Origin of the sequence: Staphylococcus marylandisciuri (genome assembly GCF_025519785.1) — a bacterium.
Taxonomy (GTDB): domain Bacteria; phylum Bacillota; class Bacilli; order Staphylococcales; family Staphylococcaceae; genus Staphylococcus; species Staphylococcus marylandisciuri.
This window is the reverse complement of the sequence record NZ_JAOPKZ010000011.1, coordinates 84123-107400: the sequence shown is the minus strand read 5'-3', so window position 1 is coordinate 107400 and position 23278 is coordinate 84123. Positions and strand designations below refer to the sequence as shown.

The 23278-nt window shown below is 37.7% G+C and carries 19 protein-coding genes, 2 pseudogenes and 1 riboswitch; of the genes and pseudogenes, 13 read left to right on the top strand and 8 right to left on the bottom strand.

The genetic code is table 11. The features are described from left to right. Positions 1 to 215, top strand: a pseudogene (locus tag N9R04_RS07685) (IS5/IS1182 family transposase); the annotation flags it as partial. Here the strand turns inward: N9R04_RS07685 and guaA are convergent. From guaA to xpt, 4 genes are read right to left on the bottom strand one after another with little or no spacing between them, the layout of a single operon-like run. After that, a complete protein-coding gene (gene guaA, locus N9R04_RS07680) occupies positions 152 to 1693 on the bottom strand; it encodes a glutamine-hydrolyzing GMP synthase (protein WP_262856125.1) in 1542 nt (513 codons plus the stop codon). The pseudogene N9R04_RS07685 and the gene guaA sit on opposite strands and share 64 nt — an antisense overlap. A gap of 29 nt (positions 1694 to 1722) precedes the next feature. Further along, positions 1723 to 3189 (bottom strand): IMP dehydrogenase, encoded by a 1467-nt coding sequence (gene guaB / locus N9R04_RS07675; RefSeq protein WP_262856124.1) that lies wholly within the window; start codon positions 3187 to 3189, stop codon positions 1723 to 1725. A gap of 34 nt (positions 3190 to 3223) precedes the next feature. Next, positions 3224 to 4495 carry a xanthine permease PbuX gene (gene pbuX, locus N9R04_RS07670; RefSeq protein ID WP_262856123.1) on the bottom strand — a complete coding sequence of 424 codons (1272 nt, stop codon included), beginning with the start codon at positions 4493 to 4495 and terminating at the stop codon, positions 3224 to 3226. Further along, positions 4496 to 5074: a xanthine phosphoribosyltransferase gene (xpt, locus tag N9R04_RS07665; protein ID WP_262856122.1), complete on the bottom strand. Its 579-nt coding sequence runs from the start codon at positions 5072 to 5074 to the stop codon at positions 4496 to 4498. A gap of 213 nt (positions 5075 to 5287) precedes the next feature. After that, positions 5288 to 5390, bottom strand: a riboswitch (purine riboswitch). A 233-nt stretch (positions 5391 to 5623) separates the two neighbouring features. Between xpt and N9R04_RS07660 the strand changes: the two genes are divergently transcribed. The 5 genes from N9R04_RS07660 (at position 5624) to N9R04_RS07640 (ending at position 10355) form a co-directional block, all read left to right on the top strand. Next, on the top strand, positions 5624 to 6049 hold the full coding sequence (locus tag N9R04_RS07660; RefSeq protein ID WP_262856121.1) for a general stress protein: 426 nt from the start codon (positions 5624 to 5626) through the stop codon (positions 6047 to 6049). 313 nt (positions 6050 to 6362) lie between these two features. Beyond that, positions 6363 to 7034: a hypothetical protein gene (locus tag N9R04_RS07655; protein WP_262856120.1), complete on the top strand. Its 672-nt coding sequence runs from the start codon at positions 6363 to 6365 to the stop codon at positions 7032 to 7034. Between the two features lie 129 nt (positions 7035 to 7163). Next, positions 7164 to 8150: a hypothetical protein gene (locus tag N9R04_RS07650; protein WP_262856119.1), complete on the top strand. Its 987-nt coding sequence runs from the start codon at positions 7164 to 7166 to the stop codon at positions 8148 to 8150. A gap of 161 nt (positions 8151 to 8311) precedes the next feature. After that, positions 8312 to 8467: a hypothetical protein gene (locus N9R04_RS07645; RefSeq protein WP_262856118.1), complete on the top strand. Its 156-nt coding sequence runs from the start codon at positions 8312 to 8314 to the stop codon at positions 8465 to 8467. A 499-nt stretch (positions 8468 to 8966) separates the two neighbouring features. After that, positions 8967 to 10355 (top strand): L-cystine transporter, encoded by a 1389-nt coding sequence (locus N9R04_RS07640; protein WP_262856117.1) that lies wholly within the window; start codon positions 8967 to 8969, stop codon positions 10353 to 10355. 423 nt (positions 10356 to 10778) lie between these two features. Here the strand turns inward: N9R04_RS07640 and N9R04_RS07635 are convergent, their stop codons facing one another. From N9R04_RS07635 to N9R04_RS07625, 3 genes are all read right to left on the bottom strand, one after another. Then, positions 10779 to 10946 carry a hypothetical protein gene (locus N9R04_RS07635; RefSeq protein ID WP_262856116.1) on the bottom strand — a complete coding sequence of 56 codons (168 nt, stop codon included), beginning with the start codon at positions 10944 to 10946 and terminating at the stop codon, positions 10779 to 10781. A 48-nt stretch (positions 10947 to 10994) separates the two neighbouring features. Beyond that, positions 10995 to 11576, bottom strand: coding sequence for a hypothetical protein (locus tag N9R04_RS07630; protein WP_262856115.1), 582 nt, complete (start codon positions 11574 to 11576; stop codon positions 10995 to 10997). 94 nt (positions 11577 to 11670) lie between these two features. Then, positions 11671 to 12426: an NADPH-dependent oxidoreductase gene (locus N9R04_RS07625; protein ID WP_262856114.1), complete on the bottom strand. Its 756-nt coding sequence runs from the start codon at positions 12424 to 12426 to the stop codon at positions 11671 to 11673. A gap of 485 nt (positions 12427 to 12911) precedes the next feature. Here N9R04_RS07625 and N9R04_RS07620 point away from each other — a divergent pair, with 485 nt between their 5' ends. Continuing rightward, a complete protein-coding gene (locus tag N9R04_RS07620) occupies positions 12912 to 13688 on the top strand; it encodes a 2-keto-4-pentenoate hydratase (RefSeq protein ID WP_262856113.1) in 777 nt (258 codons plus the stop codon). Between the two features lie 1663 nt (positions 13689 to 15351). On the opposite strand, the gene N9R04_RS07615 is transcribed toward N9R04_RS07620, so the two are convergent. Next, complete coding sequence (locus N9R04_RS07615) at positions 15352 to 16092, bottom strand: pirin family protein (protein WP_262856112.1); 741 nt, start codon at positions 16090 to 16092, stop codon at positions 15352 to 15354. A gap of 139 nt (positions 16093 to 16231) precedes the next feature. Between N9R04_RS07615 and N9R04_RS11475 the strand changes: the two are divergent. The 6 genes and pseudogenes from N9R04_RS11475 to N9R04_RS07585 form a co-directional block, all read left to right on the top strand. Continuing rightward, positions 16232 to 16525 (top strand): annotated as a pseudogene (locus tag N9R04_RS11475) (winged helix-turn-helix transcriptional regulator); the annotation flags it as partial. Further along, positions 16502 to 16876 carry a winged helix-turn-helix transcriptional regulator gene (locus N9R04_RS11470; RefSeq protein WP_262856138.1) on the top strand — a complete coding sequence of 125 codons (375 nt, stop codon included), beginning with the start codon at positions 16502 to 16504 and terminating at the stop codon, positions 16874 to 16876. The pseudogene N9R04_RS11475 and the gene N9R04_RS11470, both read left to right, overlap by 24 nt. A gap of 610 nt (positions 16877 to 17486) precedes the next feature. Beyond that, a complete protein-coding gene (locus tag N9R04_RS07600) occupies positions 17487 to 19484 on the top strand; it encodes a catalase (protein ID WP_262856111.1) in 1998 nt (665 codons plus the stop codon). Between the two features lie 477 nt (positions 19485 to 19961). After that, complete coding sequence (gene ahpC, locus N9R04_RS07595) at positions 19962 to 20531, top strand: alkyl hydroperoxide reductase subunit C (protein WP_262856110.1); 570 nt, start codon at positions 19962 to 19964, stop codon at positions 20529 to 20531. Positions 20532 to 20547: 16 nt separating this feature from the next. Beyond that, positions 20548 to 22071 carry an alkyl hydroperoxide reductase subunit F gene (ahpF, locus tag N9R04_RS07590; RefSeq protein ID WP_262856109.1) on the top strand — a complete coding sequence of 508 codons (1524 nt, stop codon included), beginning with the start codon at positions 20548 to 20550 and terminating at the stop codon, positions 22069 to 22071. A 475-nt stretch (positions 22072 to 22546) separates the two neighbouring features. Continuing rightward, positions 22547 to 23164: an NDxxF motif lipoprotein gene (locus N9R04_RS07585; protein ID WP_262856108.1), complete on the top strand. Its 618-nt coding sequence runs from the start codon at positions 22547 to 22549 to the stop codon at positions 23162 to 23164. Positions 23165 to 23278: the final 114 nt, after the last annotated feature.

Genomic DNA, 23278 nt, shown 5'->3' with positions numbered 1-23278 from the left:
TAAGAAAAGTAGTAGCTCAACGAGCTAACTATAGTCAAAATAATAGTAAAAAAGGCAATTTCTGTATTATTACAATAGAAATTGCCTTATTCTCTCTAATCAAAGATCTTTATGTCCCAGCCTCTTCTAGCTCTTTTATCACACTTTTATGTCATTCCCACTCTATGGTACTTGGTGGCTTAGATGTCACATCATATACAACACGATTGACATGATCTACTTCATTGACGATGCGATTTGAAATCTTTTGTAAGACATCCCAATCGATACGAGCAAAGTCACTTGTCATACCATCAATAGAAGTTACTGCGCGAATACCAACCGTATGGTCATACGTACGATAATCGCCCATTACTCCGACAGATTGAATACCTGGTAGCACAGTGAAGTATTGCCAAATATCACGTTCAAGACCTTCTTCACGTATCACTTCACGTAGAATCGCATCTGATTCACGTACGATTTCTAATTTATCTTCTGTTATTTCTCCTAGAACACGAATACCGAGACCTGGACCTGGGAAAGGCTGTCTCCAGACGAGATGTTCCGGTATACCTAGCTCAATTCCTAACTCTCGAACTTCGTCTTTAAATAATGTATTTATCGGTTCAATCAATTCGAATTCCATGTCTTCCGGTAGACCGCCTACATTATGGTGCGATTTGATCGTTTGAGCTGTCTTCGTTCCAGATTCAATCACGTCAGTGTAAAGTGTACCTTGAGCTAAAAAGTCGACATTTTTTAATTTAGCCGCTTCATCATCAAAGACGTACACGAATTCATTACCGATAATTTTACGTTTCTTCTCAGGATCGGATACACCTTCTAATTTTTTCATAAACCGCTCTTGCGCATTCACGCGAATGATATTCATATTAAACCCTTCACCGAATTGTTCCATAACCATATTGCCTTCACCTTTACGCAATAGACCATGGTCGACGAAAATACAAGTTAATTGGTCACCGATCGCTTTATGTAACAATACTGCTACAACAGATGAATCCACACCGCCGCTCATTGCGCATAGCACATGACGGTCACCGACTTGTTCTCGAATCTTCTCAATTTCCAACTCGATAAAGTTTTCCATCGTCCACTCACCTGTGCATTCACATACGCGACGAACAAAGTTACGTAATAGATCATTACCATACTCTGTATGACGTACCTCCGGATGGAACTGCACACCATATATACGACGTGATTTGTCTTCAATAGCTGCATAATTCGTACTAGGACTATCCGCGATAACTTCAAAACCTTCTGGAATGTCAATCACTTTATCTGAATGGCTCATCCAGACAGTTTGTTCTTCAGGCAAACCGAAGAACAATTTGTCAGATTTAGCATTAATAATCGCTTTGCCATATTCCCGTTGATTAGCACGTTCAACCCTACCACCGAGCAGCTTTGTCGTCAGTTGCATGCCGTAACAAATACCTAAGATGGGAATACCTAAGTCGTAAATAGCTGGGTCTATCGTGAACGAATCTTCAGCATAAACTGAATTAGGTCCCCCTGACAAGATGATACCTTTAGGGTTCATTGCTTTGATTTCTTCTATTGATATCTCGTGATCATGTAACTCACTGTACACGCCCATCTCACGGATGCGACGTGTAATGAGTTGATTGTACTGACTGCCGAAATCTAAGACAAGTATGAGCTCTTGCTCGTTCGCTATATCCATAACAATTAGATCTCCTTTAATTAACTAACTTAGAATGAGTAGTTTGGTGATTCTTTAGTAATTTGAACATCATGTGGGTGGCTTTCTGCTAGACCGGCTGGGCCCATACGTGTAAATCTTGATTCTTCTCTTAAAGCTTCCAAGTTTTTAGATCCAGTGTAACCCATACCAGATCTTACACCGCCCATAAGTTGATAAATTGTATCTTGTAATGGCCCTTTATAAGCGATACGACCTTCAATACCTTCTGGCACAAATTTCTTAGGCGTCTTATCTTCTTGGAAATAACGGTCGTTTGAACCGTGTTCCATAGCACCTAAAGAGCCCATACCACGGTAAACTTTGTATTGTCTACCTTGGAACACTTCTGTTGCTCCTGGACTTTCTTCTGTACCTGCCAGTAAGCTACCTAACATAACTGCATGACCACCAGCTGCTAAAGCTTTAATAATGTCGCCGGAGAATTTAATACCCCCATCAGCAATAATTGCTTTACCTTGTTTGCGTGCTTCAGAAGCGCAATCATATACAGCCGTAATTTGAGGTACGCCTACGCCAGCAACTACACGAGTTGTACAAATTGACCCTGGTCCAATACCTACTTTCACGACATCTGCGCCAGCGTCATAAAGTGCTTTCGTTGCTTCTGCAGTAGCCACGTTCCCTGCAATAAGTGTGACTTGTGGGAATTTTTCTTTAATGTGTTTCACTTGCTCTAATACACCTTTAGAGTGACCGTGAGCTGTATCTATAACGAGAGCGTCTACGCCTGCTTCTACGAGTTTTTCTGCACGAATATCTGTATCCTTAGCGATACCGATAGCAGCTGCTACGAGTAGTCGACCGCTTTCGTCTTTTGCAGAATGAGGGAATTCAAGTACTTTTTCGATATCTTTTATCGTAATAAGCCCTTCTAAACGACCATCTTCTACGAGGGGTAATTTTTCTATTTTATGTTTTTGCAACAGTTCTTCCGCTTCAGAAAGCGTAGTGCCGACTGGAGCTGTAACAAGATTTTCTTTAGTCATTACATCTGAAATTTGAATTGAGAAATCTTCGATGAAACGCAAGTCACGGTTAGTAATAATACCTGCGAACTTTCGTGTGTCTTTATCTTCAACGATAGGTACGCCTGATATGCGGTACTTACTCATTAATGCTTCTGCTTCAAACACTTTTTCTTCAGGTGTTAAAAAGAATGGGTTAGTAATAACTCCATTTTCTGAACGTTTAACTTTTTGTACTTCATCAGCTTGGTCTTCAACATTCATATTTTTATGAATTACACCTAGACCACCTTGGCGTGCCATCGCAATTGCCATTTTTGATTCAGTCACCGTATCCATACCTGCAGAAATTAATGGAATGTTCAGCTTGATTTTATCTGACAGTTGCACGCTCAAATCTACTTGATGCGGTAGTACATCAGATTCAGCTGGCATGAGTAACACATCATCAAATGTCAAAGATTCTTTTTCAAATTTATTTTCCCACATGTTTACAGCCTCCAATATTTATAGTATAGCTTTATTATTTCATATCTTCTTGCTTTTGTTGATACTTTATACCATTAAAAAAGAAATTTAAGATAATTGCTGTTAGAGCTCCGATAACTATGCCATTTTGAGTGAGCCAAGAGAAGTGCTCTCCGAGGGATTTAAAGGCTTGCGGTACTGCGCTTATGCCTGCCCCAAGACCTACCGAAATGGCGATAACGAGCAAGTTGTTTTGATTTTTAAAATCACTATTACCGAGTATCGTGACGCCATAGGCCATTACCATTCCAAACATCGCAATCATCGCCCCGCCTAACACAGGTAATGGAATCATATTAGCTAAGGCGCCTAACTTAGGAAGACACCCACATATAATGAGCAGAATTACCATGCCGTAGATGACATTATTCTTCTTCGCTCCTGATAAAGAGACGAGCCCGACATTTTGTGAATATGCAGTGTAAGGAAATGCGTTAAAGATTGAGCCTAGTATAATCGCTAGACCTTCCGCAGTGTAACCCTTACGCAAATCTTTGCGTTCTAACTTCTTACCGGTGATTTCACTCAACGCATGATAGACACCAGTCGACTCAATAAGGCTTACAAGAGCTACAATAAAGAAGACGAGTGTAGCACCTAAATCGAAACTAAAGCCCGTGAACCTGAACGGTTGTGGTAGCGCAAACCAATGCGCTTGTGCTACTTGACCGGTATCAACAATACCACAGCAAGCTGCAATAATCGTGCCAAGCACAAGCCCTATTAAGATAGCAATCGATTTCAGGAAACCTGTAGTGAAGCGTTGAAGGATTAATATGATAATTAACGTAACTAAACCTAAGATGAGATTTCGTCCATCACCGTAATCTTTCGCACCCTCGCCACCAGCTAAATAGTTCATGGCTACAGGCATTAAATTAATTCCTATAATCGTCACTACACTGCCCGTTACGACCGGAGGAAAGAACTTCACCAAGAATGAGAAGAACGGAGCAATCAGCACTACAAGGATTCCAGATAGGAAGAGTGAACCATATAAGTTACTGATGCCTTGTGTTTGTCCGATGAGTATCATTGGTGCTACGGCCGTAAAGGTACAACCGAGGACGATAGGTAGACCTGTCCCAGTGCCCTTCCACACTTGAAGAAAAGTCGCTACACCGCACATAAATATATCTACCGTGACGAGAAAAGCAATGTCTTCAGCGTTGAAATGTAAGCTTTTACCCACGATAATAGGTACTAGAATTGCTCCAGCATACATGGCTAATAGATGTTGAACACTTAAGATGAAATTTCTAACCATTTAAGCTTCACCTACTAGCGTCACTTTGTTTCCAGCTAACGATGCAACTTCACACAAAGATGAAACTTTAAGACCGGCTTCATTCAATTTTTGGCGCCCGGCTTGAAATGCTTTTTCAATAACAATCCCCACACCAACTGTAGTAGCATTTGCTTGTTGAACTAACTCATTTAGACCGAGTGAGGCGTCTCCATTAGCAAGGAAGTCATCTATGATAAGTACGCGGTCATTGGCGTTAAGGAATTCTTCAGATATCATCACATGAGACGTTTTATTTTTAGTAAAAGAGTGTATATCTGTTGAGTATGCACCTTGAGTTAACGTGCTCGGTTTCGCTTTCTTAGCAAACAAACATGGCACTCCAAAACGTTTAGCCACCATAATAGCAGGCGCGATACCTGAAGCCTCAATGGTTAATATCTTAGTAATCTCCTCATCCTTAAATTGTTGGTAGAATGTTTGACCTATCTCCCACATTAAATCGGCATCGATTTGATGGTTTAGGAAGCCATCGACTTTGAGAATCTTCTCATCGATAACGACGCCGTCTTCCTTTACTTTTTCTTGCAACAAGTTCACTTTATACCCTCCTATTTTAAGTACAAAAAAATCCCTAAATATCGAAATTTAGGAACTATGAGTTAACTTGCAATACAATGCGTCTACTTCCACCTTGTTACCTATTCGTTGAAACCCTCAATAAGCCAACTTGTCTTAATTCTGTATCTTAAAAGGGGATAAGGAGCTAGATACTTGGTTGGATAGTGTAATTCAAAGTGAACGCCATTAAAGATGTATTGAATTGTTACTCATAGTCACGTTGTTTCTGGCAACATGGTAGAAACTTCTAAAGCCATATTCTTTAGATTATATGAGTTAAATAAATTATTAACTGATAATAGCAAATTTGCGGGTTTTTTTCAATATCACTGAAAGTATACTCAATATTCTAAATAATCAACTCTATTTCAGGTCTCTAACTAATTAGAGAACACTCTCCTCCCTAACACGCAGGAGTTTGTCTAGCTTTTCTAAAAGTTATATAATATAAGTGAAACGTTTGTTATTTCTAGATTAAGGGTAAAAGTTCTATAATTACTTCGCCCAGAAAGATGGAGGGAATTTGCTATGACAGAATTTAAAATTGTTGAAAACACAGACGAGCTATTTAATGAAATTGATAAGAAGCATTCTGAAGGCTATGAAGACTATGAATTAACTGTGTTAAGCCGTACAAAGTTAAAGGATGAGCGCATTCACGACTCTGAAATTAGTTTAATCGTTACAAGTGGCACATTTAGCGATGCAATGGCAAAGATGCTTACAGGGGAAGATTCAGAACAAGCTGTATTAGCAAACTACCACTTAAGTGAAGAAGAAGAAAAACGTTACAAAGAAGCTATTCTTGATGATAAGTTAATTTTAGTTGCTTCTAAAGACGAATCAAATCACAGAGAAGTTGAAGATAACAACGCAGCTTATAATGACGAAGAAGTCAATGATCAAAGAAAAGACGAGCACTACGCTGAAGAGTCTGAAGGCCCTAAGTCTTAAAAATTATTTAAGTCGCTATCTGTCATATTAGGGAATAGAGATGAGCAATAAGATTAGAACACGATCGTTTAATTACGATTTAAGGAGCCGCCTTCTTTTGTTAAGACGTAGATGCGCTAAACCCGAACTAATAATTGAATTTCCATAAGTATCTATCACTTGCCAACACTGAGTTCTACCCTTGAGTATGACTTCGTGTTGGTTTTTTATTTAATTTAATGTTGGCGTGGCTAAAAAAATAGATTATTCTTGACATACACCCTATTTATATCGATACGAGCTTAAAGATTATATGATTGGGAGGGGGAGTAACATGGAGTTTCAATTAGTTAAATCGAGCCAAGAACCTTTATTTGCCGAGGCATTATCGTTGTACGACGAAAAGTTAAATATATCTCTCTATGAAGACTCAAAAATATTTAAACAATCTTTAGAGAATAAGTACACTAAAGATGATTATATTTTTTTAGTCGGGATTGAAAATGATGAGGTAGTGAGTTTAGCGACAGCGCACTATGAGGCAACAACTAATTCTTCTTTCTTAATTTACCTCATAGCAAAAAATGTACCGCATCACGACCAGCTAATGGACGACACGCTTGAAGAAGTAAAAAGCGAAATTAACAAGCTATCTAATCAAGTACATGAACGAGATGTTAACTTTATTATGTTTGAGGTACCAAAAGAACCTGAAGATCCAGATGAAGAAACTCAAACTGCTATTCATCACCGACAAGAATTTCTACAAAACCACGGTTTCAGGAAACAACATGAAATTGATTACGTTAGACCGAGTTTAAAAAATGAAACCTCTTCAGTAGCTAAAGATTTGTATATAAAACCTAATATTGAACTCTCAAAAGATATTTACGGCACAAGTGTCAAATCAAATTACATACTTAAATACGTATTCGCTAATAAGATACCGCGAACGATTATTTATCAGCTGTTAGAACAGATGAAGTTACGTAAAACTACACATTAGTCTCTCTAATGCACTTGAAATCATAGCTTAAACGTTTTAAACTAACATAGAGGTAAGACTGAGGTTTCACTTACCGCAGACAGAGGTCAGTGTAAAACCTAGTATTTTTCTACGAAAGGAAACGTGTCTATGTTAACTAAAGAATTTGCTCAACGCGTTGAACTCAGTGAGAAACAAGTTCGTAAAATCGTCCAACATCTAGAAGAGCGTGGCTATCATTTAAACAAGACAGAATATCGCGGTAGAGAAGCTACTGATTTCAAGGAAGATGATATTGATCTTTTCAAAGATATAGCGGAGAAAGTCAAAGAAACTAATAGCTATGATCTAGCTTTCGAAGAACTTGAAAAAGAAAAAGATTTTCTGCAAGTTATCGTTAAAGATGACGACAATCAACTTCCTACAGATCAAAATGTCTCTCATTTAATAGACGAACTGCGCACAGAAATTCAACAAATGCGCGATGAACGTCATATGCTAGGTCAAATGATCAATCAAGTCCATCAGCAACAAAGTGAATTAAAAGAACTTCAGAATCAAATTACAGCTAAACTAGATGATAATACGAAGTCTCTTAAAGACATTCAAACTTCCACGGATAGTATCAAAACGGCACAAGATGATTTGCAGAAAATACATAAAGAACAAAGCGAATTTACTAAAACTGCTTCTCAATTATTAGAGGACCAGAAGAAACTATCTCAATCAGCCACACCACAGACCGCTACTCCAGCGTCCCAAGCTAAAACAGAAGATAACACTACCCAAGAAGAAGTAACGCAAGTCTCAACTGACGATAATTCTAAAGCCAATCATAACTCGACTTCAACGTCAGCTATTAAATCAGAAGGAACGCCGCAATTTAACGCATCTACACAAACGAATACAGAGACAGCAGCAACAGCTAACAAGGGGCAAACATCTACATCAGGAGAAGCAGCCGCACAATCAGAGCATACAGCTAATCAGAACGATAAAACTTCACAGACCCCTTCAACTAGCCAAGAGGATACAGTAGAGGAGACTCATACTGCTACATCTACTCACAAGTCTTCTCCTCTGGCTCAGCCTAGAGAAGAGAAAAAAGGGTTCTTCGCGCGTCTGTTTAATCTTTAATAAGAACATAACTCATCTATAGAGGGACTGAGACCAAAGCCTATTTTAACTAATTGTCTTAGTCCCTCTTTTCTATATTTCTCTCTTTTACGAACTCCTGCGATATTCTTCCATTACCCCACTATCTCACCACTAGAGGTCGGGACAAAAGCGTTTAGGATTTGAGCAGGGGCCCCAACAAAGAGAAACTGGTAAACCAGTTTCAACAAGCACTGCGAGTTGGGGTGGGCCCCAACACAAAGAAACTGATTCATCAGTTTCTACAAGCACTGCGAGTTGGGGGTGGAAAAGCAAAGCCATTCAATATGAAGTATTGATTATAAAAAAGTAGGGAGCGGGACAGAAATCTAATTTGAATAAAAAAATTTCTGTCCCGCCCCGGCAAGGATGACTAGAATTGAAAAAGCTTGATACAAGCGCATTTTCAAATCAGTCTTCTACTGCCAATATGCTGAAAGAGGCTGAGACGTTACATTATGTCTCAGCCTCTCGCAATTTTTTTGGGAACTTATGTCCCAGGCTCTAAGTGAATCGTTATCAAGAGTTAGTACCTATTTTCTTCTAAGCTAGAAGAGACAATAGCAATTACCTACTCTAGTGAGATTAACAATTGTCCTATTTAAATTTGACCCATAGCCCTGCATGGGATTCCTGTTCAATGAATAGCACTAAAAGCACCGTCAACATTGAACGCTGCCTTACTCTTCAATATATATATTTAAATTTCTTCTTGATTAAATAATTTGTAAGTATTATCCTTAGTATGTATATCGGAATTATACATGAACACAAATAGATTAGAAAGCGTGGGTTTATATGTTATTAACGATACTTAACATTATAATACTCGTGGCTTTCCTCATCGGATTAAATGTTATGGCTAGAAAGCACGTTTCGTTCCCAAAACGTGTTTTTTCTGCGTTAGCAATAGGTATCATATTTGGCGTTGCTATTCATTTAATCTATGGTGCGGATTCCCACGTGACAAAGCAGACTTCAGATTGGTTTAGCATCGTAGGAGATGGATATGTATCACTTCTTCAAATGATAGTTATTCCACTCATCTTCGTCTCTATAGTTTCTGCTTTTACTAAGATTAAAATTGGTGAAAAGTTCGCTAAAATTGGGACACTTATCTTTATTTTCCTAATTGGGACAGTTGCAATAGCTTCTGTTATCGGTATATTATCAGCACTCATTTTCCACCTCGATGCTTCAAGCATTGACCTAGGTAGTGCTGAACACTCACGAGGCAGTGAAATCGCCAAACAAGCAAAAGATATGACAGCTAATACACTACCGCAACAAATATTAGAATTATTACCTTCTAATCCATTCTTAGACTTTACGGGACAACGTACAACGTCAACTATCGCGGTTGTGATTTTTGCAGCATTCGTCGGTTTTGCATTCCTACGTGTCATGCGTAAACAACCTGATCACGGCAATTTACTCAAACGTGGTATCGACGCTGTATATTCAATAGTAATGGCGATCGTGACTTTCGTATTGCGTCTGACACCATACGGTATCTTAGCGATTATGGCTAATACTATAGCGACTAGTGATTTCAGTGCGATTTGGACACTTGGTAAATTCGTAATTGCATCTTATGTGGCACTCATTGCGATGTATATAATTCATCTCATTATAGTAGCTGGACTCGGTTTAAACCCCGTTACATTTGTCAAAAAGACAGCAGAAGTACTCTTATTTGCCTTTACTTCACGCTCAAGCGCTGGTTCATTGCCATTGAATATCCAGACGCAAAAAGCACGTTTAGGTGTACCTGATGGTATAGCTAACTTTTCAGCGTCCTTTGGTCTTTCGATAGGTCAAAATGGCTGTGCAGGTATCTATCCAGCAATGCTTGCCATAATGGTTGCTCCAGCCGCTCACGTAGATATTAATTTACAATTTATACTAAGTGTTATAGGCATCGTCATTATCAGTTCATTCGGTGTAGCTGGTGTGGGTGGCGGCGCAACGTTCGCTTCTATCATCGTGCTTTCAACACTCAACTTACCTGTTGCGTTAGCAGGTGTACTCATTTCAGTTGAACCCCTTATCGATATGGGTCGTACTGCACTGAATGTCAATGATTCGATGTTAGCTGGTGCAGGGACAGCTAAACTCACTCATCACCTAGATAAAAATACTTACAATAGTAAACATTATGATGAGCTATCCACACAAGAAAGTTAAGGTTTAAGAACAATAATAATTGCACTCTAACCGAGCATCCCCCTAGAGGTTGAGACATAAAGATTCTGTGCTCTGGGAAACCGATCAACGGCATCCCAACAGCAGGATTGTCGACAGAAATCACGATGGGAGCGGGACAGAAATCTAATTTGAATAAAATGATTTCGTAGCCCCGCCCCGGCAAAGATGACTAGAATTGAAAAAAGCTTGATACAAGCGCGTTTTCAAATCAGTCATCTACTGCCGAGATGCTGAAAGAGGGAGCGGGACAGAAATCTAATTTGAATAAAAAAGATTTCGTAGTCCCGCCCCGGCAAGGATGACTAGAATTGAAAAAAGCTTGATGCAAGCGCATTTTCAAATCAGTCATCTACTGCCAAGATGCTGAAAGAGGCTGGGATTTATGTCCCAGCCTCTTTCTCTCTAACCAAAGACCTTTATGTCCCAGTTTCTCTTTGTTGGGACCCACCCCAACTCGCATTGCTGGTGGAAACTGATGAACCAGTTTCTTTGTGTTGGGGCCCCACCCCAACTTGCATAGCTTGTGGAAACTGGTTTACCAGTTTCTCTGTGTTGGGGCCCCCTGCTCAAATCCTAAACGCTTTTGTCCTGACCTCATGCTCAGTTAGAGTGCTTTATTTATAACTTTGATTTAAATGGCCCCCATGTCAATTCTTTACGACTGCCTATATGAAGGCGCTTAGTTTCATCACGTACATCATCAAACCACTTTAAAAAAGCTGGTGTTCTATCTAGATGCGCTTCACTACTTTTTCGTGAAACATTATGAGAATAAGTAGTTCCTGATTCAAATTCATATTGAATTAAAGTAAAGGCTAGAGGTGTAGCGTGCGAATTACGATAAGCTTTGTGAACGCGATCAACTAGCTTAGGTGCTTGTGCAATCATGTGTTGGTATATGGCTTCCTTATACTTTGGATTATCGAGATCATTCCACATCATCAATCGTCCATTCATTTGCATAAACATATCCATGTTTACCTGTTGCTTATTAAATGAAATAAGGATAAAGATACGCTCAGCAGTGTTGTCTACACAAGCACTTGCACCAATCGCTATTTTCTTAGTATATTTTTCCCAACCTTCTTCTAATTCATCCTTATCGAATTGGGGTTTCGTATAATCAGCAAACGGGTTGCGCGTAACTAATTTATTAAACCCGCGATAACACTTATGAAAAAATTGATTCAACATCGCCAATGATACCAATCCCTCTCTACACATTTATTAAAAATGAGTATGCAACCAATAGCTCTAATTTAAATTCTCAAAGCAAGCACCCTCACATAATCCACTATTTGTGAATGAATCCTGACTTATTTAACTCATCTAACATATCAAGGCGTTGTTTAGTGCTCATAAAATTAATAACTTGATTACTCCATGTTTCAGTACGCTCGCCATTCGTGCGTTGATCATAGTAACTGCTTACTACTTGATCGTAATCTCGTATGAGCGCTTGATGTTGATCAGCATCATGTATATATTTATTCTTATGAAAAACAGCTTCAAATGGCAATCTTGGTTTAGCAGTCCCCTGCTCGTCATCAGCAGGTCTACCTACAGCCATCCCAAATAAAGGGAAGGTATAGTCAGGGAGGTCTAAAATTTCTTTCACCCGTGCAACATCATTTCTAAGTGAACCTAAATAAACTATGCCATATCCCATATCTTCAGCAGTAGCAGCCATATTTTGTGCCACGAGGGCTACGTCTATTGATCCAACCAATAAATTCTCAGTAGAACCAAATGATTCTTGTAGTTCCTCTCTCTTTTCTTTATCCATTAGAGAGTGTCTATAAAAGTCTATGACGAACACAAATAAGTATCCATTCTTAACTACATAAGGTTGACCTGAAACTTCTTTTAAGCTGTCTTTCACTTCTATATCATCTATACCGATAACGGAATACGTTTGTAGATAACTAGACGTAGATGCCGCTTGTCCTGCTTCTACTAATTTCTTTACGTCTTCATCAGGTAGAGGTTGATCCTTAAATCTTCTAACTGAATGGTGCTTGTTAAGCAAGTTATATACGTAATCAGACACGATAGTCACTCCTTTAAATCTATATTTCTATTTAATTTATCTTAATATTATTAATTTAATTTTACCCATCTTTCTTAAAATACAAACTGATAGTAAACCTATTTAAGATAATAAGCTAATAGGTATATGAGCTTGCGACAGAAACCTCTGTGATTCTGTTATCACTCCATATGATTGACTAGACTTCTATTAAGCCTGGCTCAATAAAAAATTTTAGATCGCTACTAACAAAGGCTTCATCTTGCTAAATCTATATTGATTTATAACTTAACCTCAATGAGTTAAAGTGCGACCTTCTCTATGTGAACATAGATCTTTGCCTGCAGAGTTACAATCCAAATTCAGCCAGTTACTGTATCGAAGCATATTTCTATTATTTTGTCCGCCCCCTCTTTTTCAGATTACTATCAGTTGCACAAAATACAAATAAACCGTATCATAGTAATAACAATTTTCAGATAATTAAGTTAGGAGAGATTTTTATTATGTCTGCAGGAAATGATAACGTTACTGAAAAATTACTTCATGCTTATCGAACACATCAACCTATTCCATTTATTAGTCAAGAAGTATCACTCACAGAAGATGAAGCTTATGCCACTCAAGATTTACTGATTAATCAACTCATGAAAGATGAGCAGTCAGATATAGCTGGCTATAAAGTAAGCATGACAAGCGAGGCAACACAGAGTATTGCCCAAACGCATGAACCCGCATATGGCACACTATTATCTCATCAAATACATAAAAGCGAGAGCGTGATTAAACTTTCACAATTATTTTCACCTCTTATTGAACCAGAAATCATGTTTATACTGACGGCAGACTTACCTTCAAACCCTACCGCTGAAGATATAATCAATCATGTGCGCATTGCCCCAGGTATCGAAGTGCCAGATGCGCGTTATATTGATTGGTTCCCTAACTTTACACTTGCAGATTTACTAGCTGATAATACAGCTACGGGCTTAATCGTCGTAGGAGAAGAAACTAAACCGCTCACTTATGAAGGGTTTGCAAATATCAATCTTTCATTGGTTTACAATGATGAAGAGATCGCTACAGGGAGCTCCAGTGAGGTTCTAGGTAATCCGATTAAGTCTCTACAGTGGCTCGCACAAAAACTTGCATCTCATAATAAAAGGTTGAAAAAAGGACAGATCATCTCGTCAGGTACATTTATCTCACCTATCCCAGTTAAGAAGGGCACGTATCAGGCAAAGTATACTGATGTCGGCACAGTTTCTGTTTCATTTGAATAGCTCATTTTGTTGCGCAGTAAATGGTACAGATTAAATTCAACGAAGAATTTGCTTGCTGAAATATCTATTACAATAAAGAGAAAACGGAGCTATGGGTAGCGTGCGATTGATGCAGATGAATATATCTTAAATAATTAGTTGAGTAAAAGTCGATGTAACCATTTTGTACAGCCGTTGTTCAACGTTTGATTAATACTGGGCTAACCTTAAATATTATTACAGATCAAACACTTTCAGTCGAAGTGACAATATTCCAACTGATTAAAGAGGTTAGACTGTCATTATCCATTAAAGAGGTAATGTTTTTTCTTTAATCTTAAGTGTTGTTAGTATATTAAACATAAGCGCATTATCTCCTTAATTTTGAGTGGTTGAGTACTTTTAATTATAGAGATAATTGCGCTCTTTTTGTATTAAAAATAGGACCGGTTGAAGTCGCCAGTCCCTGAGGCTGGGACATAATGTAATGTCCCAGACCCTTTCAGCATCTTGGCAGTAGATGACTGATTTGAAAATGCGCTTGTATCAAGCTTTTTTCAATTCTAGCCATCCTTGCCGGGGCGGGACGACGAAATCTTTTTATTTAAATTAGATTTCTGTCCCGCTCCCCTCTAGAAGACAAAAAGGTAAAAATGCCTTCTATATTATTAGATTTACTAATAAGTATAATAGAAGAATAATTACACCATTAAAAATCATCCCTATAATGACCTTTAGTATAATGCTATCAATATTTTTATATTCTATTAATTTAAATGTTAAGAGAGACCCTATAAATACTCCTACAAAGACGATAATTGCAATTATTAGATTATAATTCAGAATAACACCTCTTTCTTTATTGCCAACCTATTTTTCTCACTGTAGCACCTTTTCCTTTTATGTAGACTCCACCTGAAGCTAAAAAGCCAATGAGAGCTGACGTAGCTCCTGAAATAGCAGTTGACCTAATCCAGGTATTGCATTTACTAATACAGAAACTGCGCCTTCTACTGTGCCTGCTGCAGTGATAGAACTTGCTTGCGCAACTCCTTTACTAATTCGTATTTAGTTGCAAATAAACGACATTCATTCGTTTTAAAACTTATATGTTCTGACGATTATAATATATATATTATATTACATATTTAGAGATTGACGGTCAAAACAGAGCCTGGGACATAATGGTCTTTGACTAGAGAGAAAGAGGCTGGGACATAATGTAATGTCTCAACCTCTTTCAGCATCTTGGCAGTAGATGACTGATTTGAAAATGCGCTTGTATCAAGCTTTTTTCAATTCTAGTCATCCTTGCCGGGGCGGGACTACGAAATCTTTTTATTTAAATTAGATTTCTGTCCCGCTCCCTTCAACATCTCGGCAGTAGATGACTGATTTGAAAATGCGCTTGTATCCAGCTTTCTTCAATTCTAGTCATCCTTGCCGGGGCGGGACTACGAAATCTTTTTGTTCAAATTAGATTTCTGTCCCGCTCCCTCTCTGTGCTTAAATAGTCCAGAAACTTTTCGTCCCGACCTTTACTTCAGAAGATAGAATTTGAAATCTAACTTTAGTTGGGTACGTTCTAAATCCAATCATTTAGGAATGTCCAGTTTAAACCCATTCAGAAAGCCCCTGCTAACCATATCATCATCTATAATCATTTATCAAAGTCGATTCTTCTTTATTTTTTAACACCACTGAAATTCCCTGCAAGTGTCATAGGTGCATTTAAATCTACTAAGAATAATACTAAAGTTGTGTCTTTTAATAACTTAACCTCTGAAAAATCACTGTCTTCAGTTGTAATAGCTTCTCCTTTGTCGAGGGTTTGATTAGAAATATTAATGCTACCATCCATTACATACAGCCAAGGGGTCATCCCATCATATTGAGGCACTTCAATAACATCGTTTTTCTTACCATGATAATCCATTACGATAACATCTTGTCTAATTGTTAAAGGGGGATCAATATTTTCTGGACCAGCAACTAAATTCCAGTCGTTATTACTCTTTATTTCTGCACTTGAAAATTGCACTTCTGGTTCTAGATCTTTTTCTCGCGGTCTAATGAATATTTGAAGCATCTCTACTGACTCATTTGGTGTTGATTCTTCATGAAAAAAACTTTTACCTGCACCCATCATCATGTATTTGGCAGGCGAAATAGTTACTTTCTTTCCTGTGGAATCTTCATGCAACATATTTCCTTTCCATATATAACTTAATATTTCATCATTAACATGTTCGTGCATGCGGACGAGGGTACCTTTTGCTAAATTTGCATGGTCAATTCTACTCAAAGGACCAAAAGCATAGTCATCCAATTCTGGGTCTTGCCATATTAATCCTGGTCTAATAAGTTTTATAGAAAACATATGATTACCTTGAGGAAAAACTTGATCTTTCTTTAATATATTCATCTTAATTGTACCTCCTAATTGCTTTGATGATTTTCATTATTAACCAAAATGTGGAGTAATAAAAGTAGGGATAATTATTTTACTTGGGAACAATTATTAGACTATTATATATTTAAGCCCTTAAAAAGGTGGTGTTGAGATGGAATATCAAAGTTTGCAGAACACTTTAGAAATATTTGTAGCGAAATGGAAGCCTATCATTATCTATCAATTAATAACCCAAGGCACTTTAAGATATAGTGAACTTCAAAAGCTCATTCCAGATATCAATAAGAGAATGCTGACGTTACGATTACGAGAGCTTGAAGAGGATGGAATTATTAGTCGCAAAGTTTATGACCAGGTTCCACCAAAGGTTGAATACTCTATAACTGAGTATGGAGCTTCATTAGAACCGGTGTTAGCTCGTATGAATAGTTGGGGGAAGAAACATACACTCTCTACTCGACATAAAATAATAACAGCTGAAGATAACCCTGGTTATACCTGCCAGGCGCTGACAACTATTAACCTTATCGTAGGAAAATGGAAAACAATCATCATATTAGAGTTATTAGATAACGATAGAAGGTTTAATGAATTTCTAAAAAATATTCCTTTTATTAATAGGCAAATGTTAACCAATCAGTTACATGAATTGTCAGAGGAAGGTATCATAGACCGCAAAGTATTCAACCAAGTCCCTCCTAAAGTCGTTTATTCATTAACTGAATATGGCAGATCATTAGAACCTGTTTTATTAGAGTTAGCAGAATGGAATGATAAGTTTGGAAAAAGCAAATAGTAGAAACAATTAACACAAGCAACGGTTATTAAAAGCGCCTAAAACAGAACTGTTCAAGAAAGTGAAAATAGAGAATGCTCTTTAACACTTATTTAGAATGATAAGCCGATGAATATAAGAATGGAAATTTATAACGAGGTTATTAGGTGCTGAGTAGTATTCGAGGGACTACATGTTTGATTCATACTCTAGGCAAGCAAGTACGATTAATGTTGCAGTTTATAAAAACGACATCTCATTTTACTGAGTCATCCAGTGGAGTGAGATGTCTTTATGTTGGCCTCGAATTTGTGCCTCAAACAAGCCATTACCTGGCAGCTCTGAAACGTGATGTGAGGGGAGCAGGACAGAAATCTAATTTGAATAAAAAGATATCTGTTCCGCTCCCTAGGTTGAGTTCACAAATTATGCACTATTATGTATCAGATTTGATAGATTACTACCTCTCGACCGTCAGCATTTATCCCTCTTTTAATATAGAAGCTTGTTACGTATACATTAAATTACTAACCGCTACTATTCCTATTAAATTAAAATTTAAGCGTACTTTTAATTACGTTTCACTTTTAATAAATGTGGAATAATACCTATAAGAAAGTGGGGGAATAGTATGTCTAATAAAAAACAAGAACAATTGAATCAATTTAGAAAAAATAATGATCAACAAGCCATGACGACTAATAATGGAGTCAAAATTAGCGAAGATGAAAACACTCTAACTGTAGGCGATCGCGGGCCAAGTCTACTCGAAGACTTTCACTTCAGAGAGAAAATAATGCACTTTGACCATGAGCGTATTCCTGAACGAATCGTGCATGCTCGTGGATTCGGTGCGCATGGGGAGTTCCAAGTGTATGAAGACCTTTCAGAATACACTTCTGCAGACTTCTTGACACAGCCAGAGAAAAAGACACCTGTCTTTGTAAGATTCTCCACAGTACAAGGTTCTAAGGGTTCACCTGATACTGTACGTGACGTACGTGGTTTTGCAACAAAATTCTATACTGATGAAGGTATCTTTGATCTTGTAGGAAACAATATTCCAGTCTTCTTTATTCAAGATGCGATTAAATTCCCTGATTTGATTCACGCTGTTAAACCTGAACCGCATAACGAAGTCCCTCAAGGTGGCTCAGCTCACGATACTTTCTGGGATTTCTTTGCTCAAAACCCAGAATCTACACACACAGCAGTATGGGCAATGAGTGATCGTGGTATTCCTAAGAACTATAGACAAATGGAAGGTTTCGGAGTGCATACATTCCGATTAGTGAACAAAGAAGGTCAATCATACTTTGTTAAATTCCACTGGAAACCTAAGCAAGGTCTCGAGTCATTCGTATGGGACGAGGCTCAAATATTGCACGGTAAAGATGTAGACTTCCACCGTAAAGACTTATACGAATCAATTGAGAAAGGCGACTACCCTGAGTGGGAATTAGGTCTTCAAATCATTCGACCTGAACAAGAGTTTGACTTTGATTTCGATATTTTAGACCCAACTAAGATATGGCCAGAAGATCAAGTCCCAGTGAAGATTGTTGGTAAAATGACGCTTAACCAAAATGTTACAAACGTATTTGATGAAACTGAACAAGCAGCATTCCACCCTGGTCACATTGTTCCTGGTATCGATTTCTCAAATGATCCCCTATTACAAGGTCGCTTATTCTCTTACACAGATACTCAAATTTCAAGACTTGGCGGACCTAACTTCAACCAAATTCCAATTAACCGCCCTGTCAATGAAGTTCACAACAACCAACGTGATGGAATGCATCAGATGAATCGTCACGAAGGTCAAACAGCTTATCATAAGAATTACCTTAACAACAATGATCCACATACGACTCCAAGAGAAGAAGGTGGCTATGAACACTATCAAGAAAAAGTTGAAGGTCGTAAAATCCGTAAACGTAGTGACAGCTTTAAAGACTATTACACTCAAGCACGACTTTATCTCAACAGCTTAACACAGCCAGAATACGACCACACTGTCGATGGTTTCTCATTCGAAATTGGTAAATGTAAAGATATTGGAGTAAAACAAAATGCAGTAAACCAACTTAACAAAGTGGATCGTAAACTAGCGGAACGCGTAGCACAAAACGTAGGCGTAGAAGTGCCTGAAGAAAATGAAGAAGTACAATCAGACGCTAAAGATAGTCAGCTTACTATGACGAAATACAATATCCCATTAGAAGGTCATTCAGTAGCCGTAGCTACAAATGGAGATATTGACAAAGAAACATTGAAATCCTATGCACAAGTGTTTAGTGATAACAAACTTAACTTTGCTTTCATAGGTGCTCATCCTAAAGCTATTGAAGAGGATTTCGGTATCACTGAAACTTATGATACTGCTCATCCAACTCTATTCGATAGCTTTATCGTACTCTCTGATGGTTCAGACCTTCATCCAGCAGCGGAAGAGTTTGCAGAACTCGCTTATAAACATAACAAACCGATCGTAGTTAACGAGAAAGCGAAAGAACAAATGGCTAATAGTAAAGTTAACTTCGAAGCACCTGGCGTCATCACTTCAGATGAACCAAATGCGATAGTTAAAGCGTTTGAACGCGTGCGTTATTGGGACCGTGAAAGATAAGGTTGATTATAAAAAATAGCTCTTCATGAGTGAAATTGAGGGAGCGGGACAGAAATCTAATTTGCATAAAAAGATTTCTGTCCCGCCTCTTTTTCTTTCTAGTCAAAGACCTTTATGTTCCAGTTTCTCTGTGTTGGGGCCCCGTGCTCAAATCCTAAAAACTATTGTACCAACATCTTTTTAATATTTCACTTTCCAGTTGAGAATAAAATACTCTAATTGAAATTCAACTCTCATTATTTCTCATTTTATAAGAAATTGTGATATTTTGGTAAAGCGTGCATAAACAAGATATAAAAGGTTAATAAATAACTGTCAGTTCAATAATTTATTTCACAGAGCGCTTATGTTGACTAATTAAATTTACCATGTGATAATTAGACTTAAGAGATTAGAATTATTATAAATAAGGGGCTGTAGTACCTTCAAATAATTCTAATTCAAATAAAGATTACGAATATAGGAGGATGTTTCACTATGTCTCTAATTAGTAAAGAAATCTTACCATTCAAAGCAAATGCATATGATCCTAAGAAAGATGAATTCTTTGAAGTAACTGACGAAGATCTTAAAGGTTCTTGGAGTATTCTTTGCTTCTACCCTGCAGACTTCTCATTCGTTTGCCCTACAGAATTAGAAGATTTACAAAATCAATATGACAAATTACAAGACCTTGGTGTAAATGTTTACTCAGTATCTACTGATACACATTTCGTTCACAAAGCTTGGCATGATCACTCTGAAGCAATCAACAAAGTACAATATCCTATGATTGGTGACCCTTCTCAAACTATTACTCGTAACTTCGATGTATTAGACGAAGAAGGCGGCGTTGCTAATCGCGGTACATTTATCATCGACCCAGACGGTGTTGTACAAGCTGCAGAAATCAACGCGGAAGGCATTGGTCGTGATGCTAGTACATTAGTTAGCAAGATTAAAGCTGCGCAATATGTACGTAAGAATCCAGGCGAAGTTTGCCCAGCTAAATGGGAAGAAGGTTCTGAAACGTTACAACCAGGCCTTGATTTAGTTGGTAAAATCTAAGGAGGCATTGATTTAAATGCTTAATGACGAGTTAAAATCACAATTGAAACAACTTCTTCAACTAATGGAAGGTGACGTAGTCTTAAGAACAAGTTTAGGTTCAGATGATAAATCAGAAGAACTTAAATCACTTTTAAACGAAGTGTCTGAAATGTCATCACAAATTAGTGTAGAAGAAACATCACTTAAACGTACACCAAGTTTCACAGTTAATCGCCCAGATGAGGATACTGGCGTTACATTCGCCGGCCTCCCAATGGGTCATGAATTTAACTCATTCGTACTTGCCCTATTACAAGTAAGCGGTCGTCCACCTAAAGAAGAAGAAAGTGTTATAAATCAAATCAAATCTCTAGATGGAGAATATCACTTTGAAACGTATGTTAGTTTAACTTGTCAAAAATGCCCTGACGTAGTTCAAGCCCTAAATCTCATGAGCGTTATCAATCCTAACATTACACACACTATGATTGATGGCGCAGTATTTAAAGAAGAATCTGAAGATATCATGGCTGTACCCTCTATCTTCCTAAATGGAGAAGAGTTTGGAAATGGACGCATGTCTATTCAAGATATTCTCAACCAATTAGGCAGCAAATCAGATCCGTCAGAATTTAATGATAAAGATCCTTATGAGGTTCTCATCATTGGTGGCGGACCTGCAAGTGGTACTGCAGCTATTTATACAGCACGTAAAGGGCTACGCACAGGAATCGTTGCAGATCGTATCGGTGGCCAAGTTAACGATACAGCAACAATTGAAAACTTCGTAACCGTTAAAGAAACTGAAGGACCTCAATTCTCCTCTGCACTCGAAGACCATATCAACCAGTATGATGTAGACGTGATGAAAGGTGTTCAAGCTTCAGGTATAGAGAAGACAGACGACGGTATCGAAGTCACTTTAGACAATGATGCTAAACTACTCAGTAAGACTGTTATTATTTCAACTGGTGCGCGTTGGCGTAAGCTTCAAGTCCCTGGAGAAGATCGCTTGCTCAACAAAGGGGTTGCTTTCTGCCCTCACTGTGACGGACCATTATTTGAAGGTAAGGATGTTGCAGTTGTCGGTGGCGGCAATTCCGGCGTAGAAGCTGCGATTGACCTCGCGGGTATTGTTAAAAATGTAACGTTACTCGAACGGAATCCAGAGTTGAAAGCTGATGAAGTCTTACAAAAACGTTTGAGAGAATTACCGAACGTAACTATCATTAAAAATGCACAAACTACAGAAGTATTAGGCGAAGAAAGCGTTACAGGTATTCAATATCAAGACAAAGAAACTGGCGAAGAACATCAAGTAGAATTAGATGGTATCTTCGTACAAATTGGCTTGCTTCCTAATACTGAATGGCTCGATAACTACGTTGAGCTTAACCAAGCTAATGAAATAATGATAGATCGCAAAAACGCTACAAGCATACCTGGTATTTTTGCAGCAGGCGATGTAACAGATGACCGTAATAAACAAATCATTATTTCAATGGGTGCTGGGGCAAATGCAGCACTCAACGCATTCGACTATATAATTCGCAATTAATTCTTGCTTATTCCACCTATCATTTATTAATAAGTAATAATTAAATTTCAGCTATAGCAATAGTATAAATAATAGCACTAAGCGTTTTTCGTATTGAAGACAGCTTAGTGCTATTGTTTTATTTCTCCACCAAAAAGAGCGTTAGGTCTTTTCAATAACAGTTTTTTATCACTATATGTGATTTTAATAGCCAATATCTCTAATCTTACGAGAGATTAACTATAAAAGAACAGGGTATGTCTTGTGTTATTGTTAAAAACTCTTCTCATAGTTAAACAGATTATTAGTATTAAGACTTCCGGGAGTCTTATCATTTCACTTATTAGGTCCCTGCCCTAACGTTTAATTTGTTGTTCAATAATATGTCATTCTTTTCTATATACACTTATTTTTCTTCACGTTGAAATCGTGGTACTCTAAAGAATGAATCTATTCATACATTAAACGAAAAAACTTAAAGGAGATCCAGTGGAAAATGAAAAAATATTTAATACTTGGATTAATCTGTGTGCTCACACTCGCGCTCGCAGCATGTGGTCATAGTGGTGATGACGATAATGGTCATAGTTCTAAACATGCCCCTAAAAATGTGAAAAAGTTAAGTGAAAAAGATATCTTCCAATCTAAAGAAAAGGGCAAAAAACTTTCACAAGAAGAAATGAATAGTGCTATTCAAAAGTATGTTGATATTAACTCGGATATTCTCGATAACAAATACCTAATGCAGTATAAATTGGATAAACAGTACGGCTCGGATAAAAAAATTACAGATAAACAAGCCGACCAGTTATCGAAGCTATCTCATTTATCTATCAAAAACGATGTCCGCTTTAAAAAATATGTAGAAAATAACACTTTACCTAAGGGCTACAAAGAAGATGTGGACCGTATCATTAAATATTTCACAGCTTTAAACAGTACGATTAAAAATGCCGATGAAGATATTGAAGAGCTCGATTATCAACCTCAAAATGAACTCAATGTAGTTGATGTTTCTACAAAATACGCGGGTGATGTGAACGGCAAACAACAAGATAAGATTAAAAAGTTCTTAAAATCTAAAAATATTAAAACTGACGCGGTTGATAAATAAACGTCGCTAAATCAATTAAAGCCACCATTTACTCAGATATTACAAATATGACAGTCTAATACATCACATACAATAAGCTTACTGATAGACTTTCTACTCTGATAAGTTTACTCA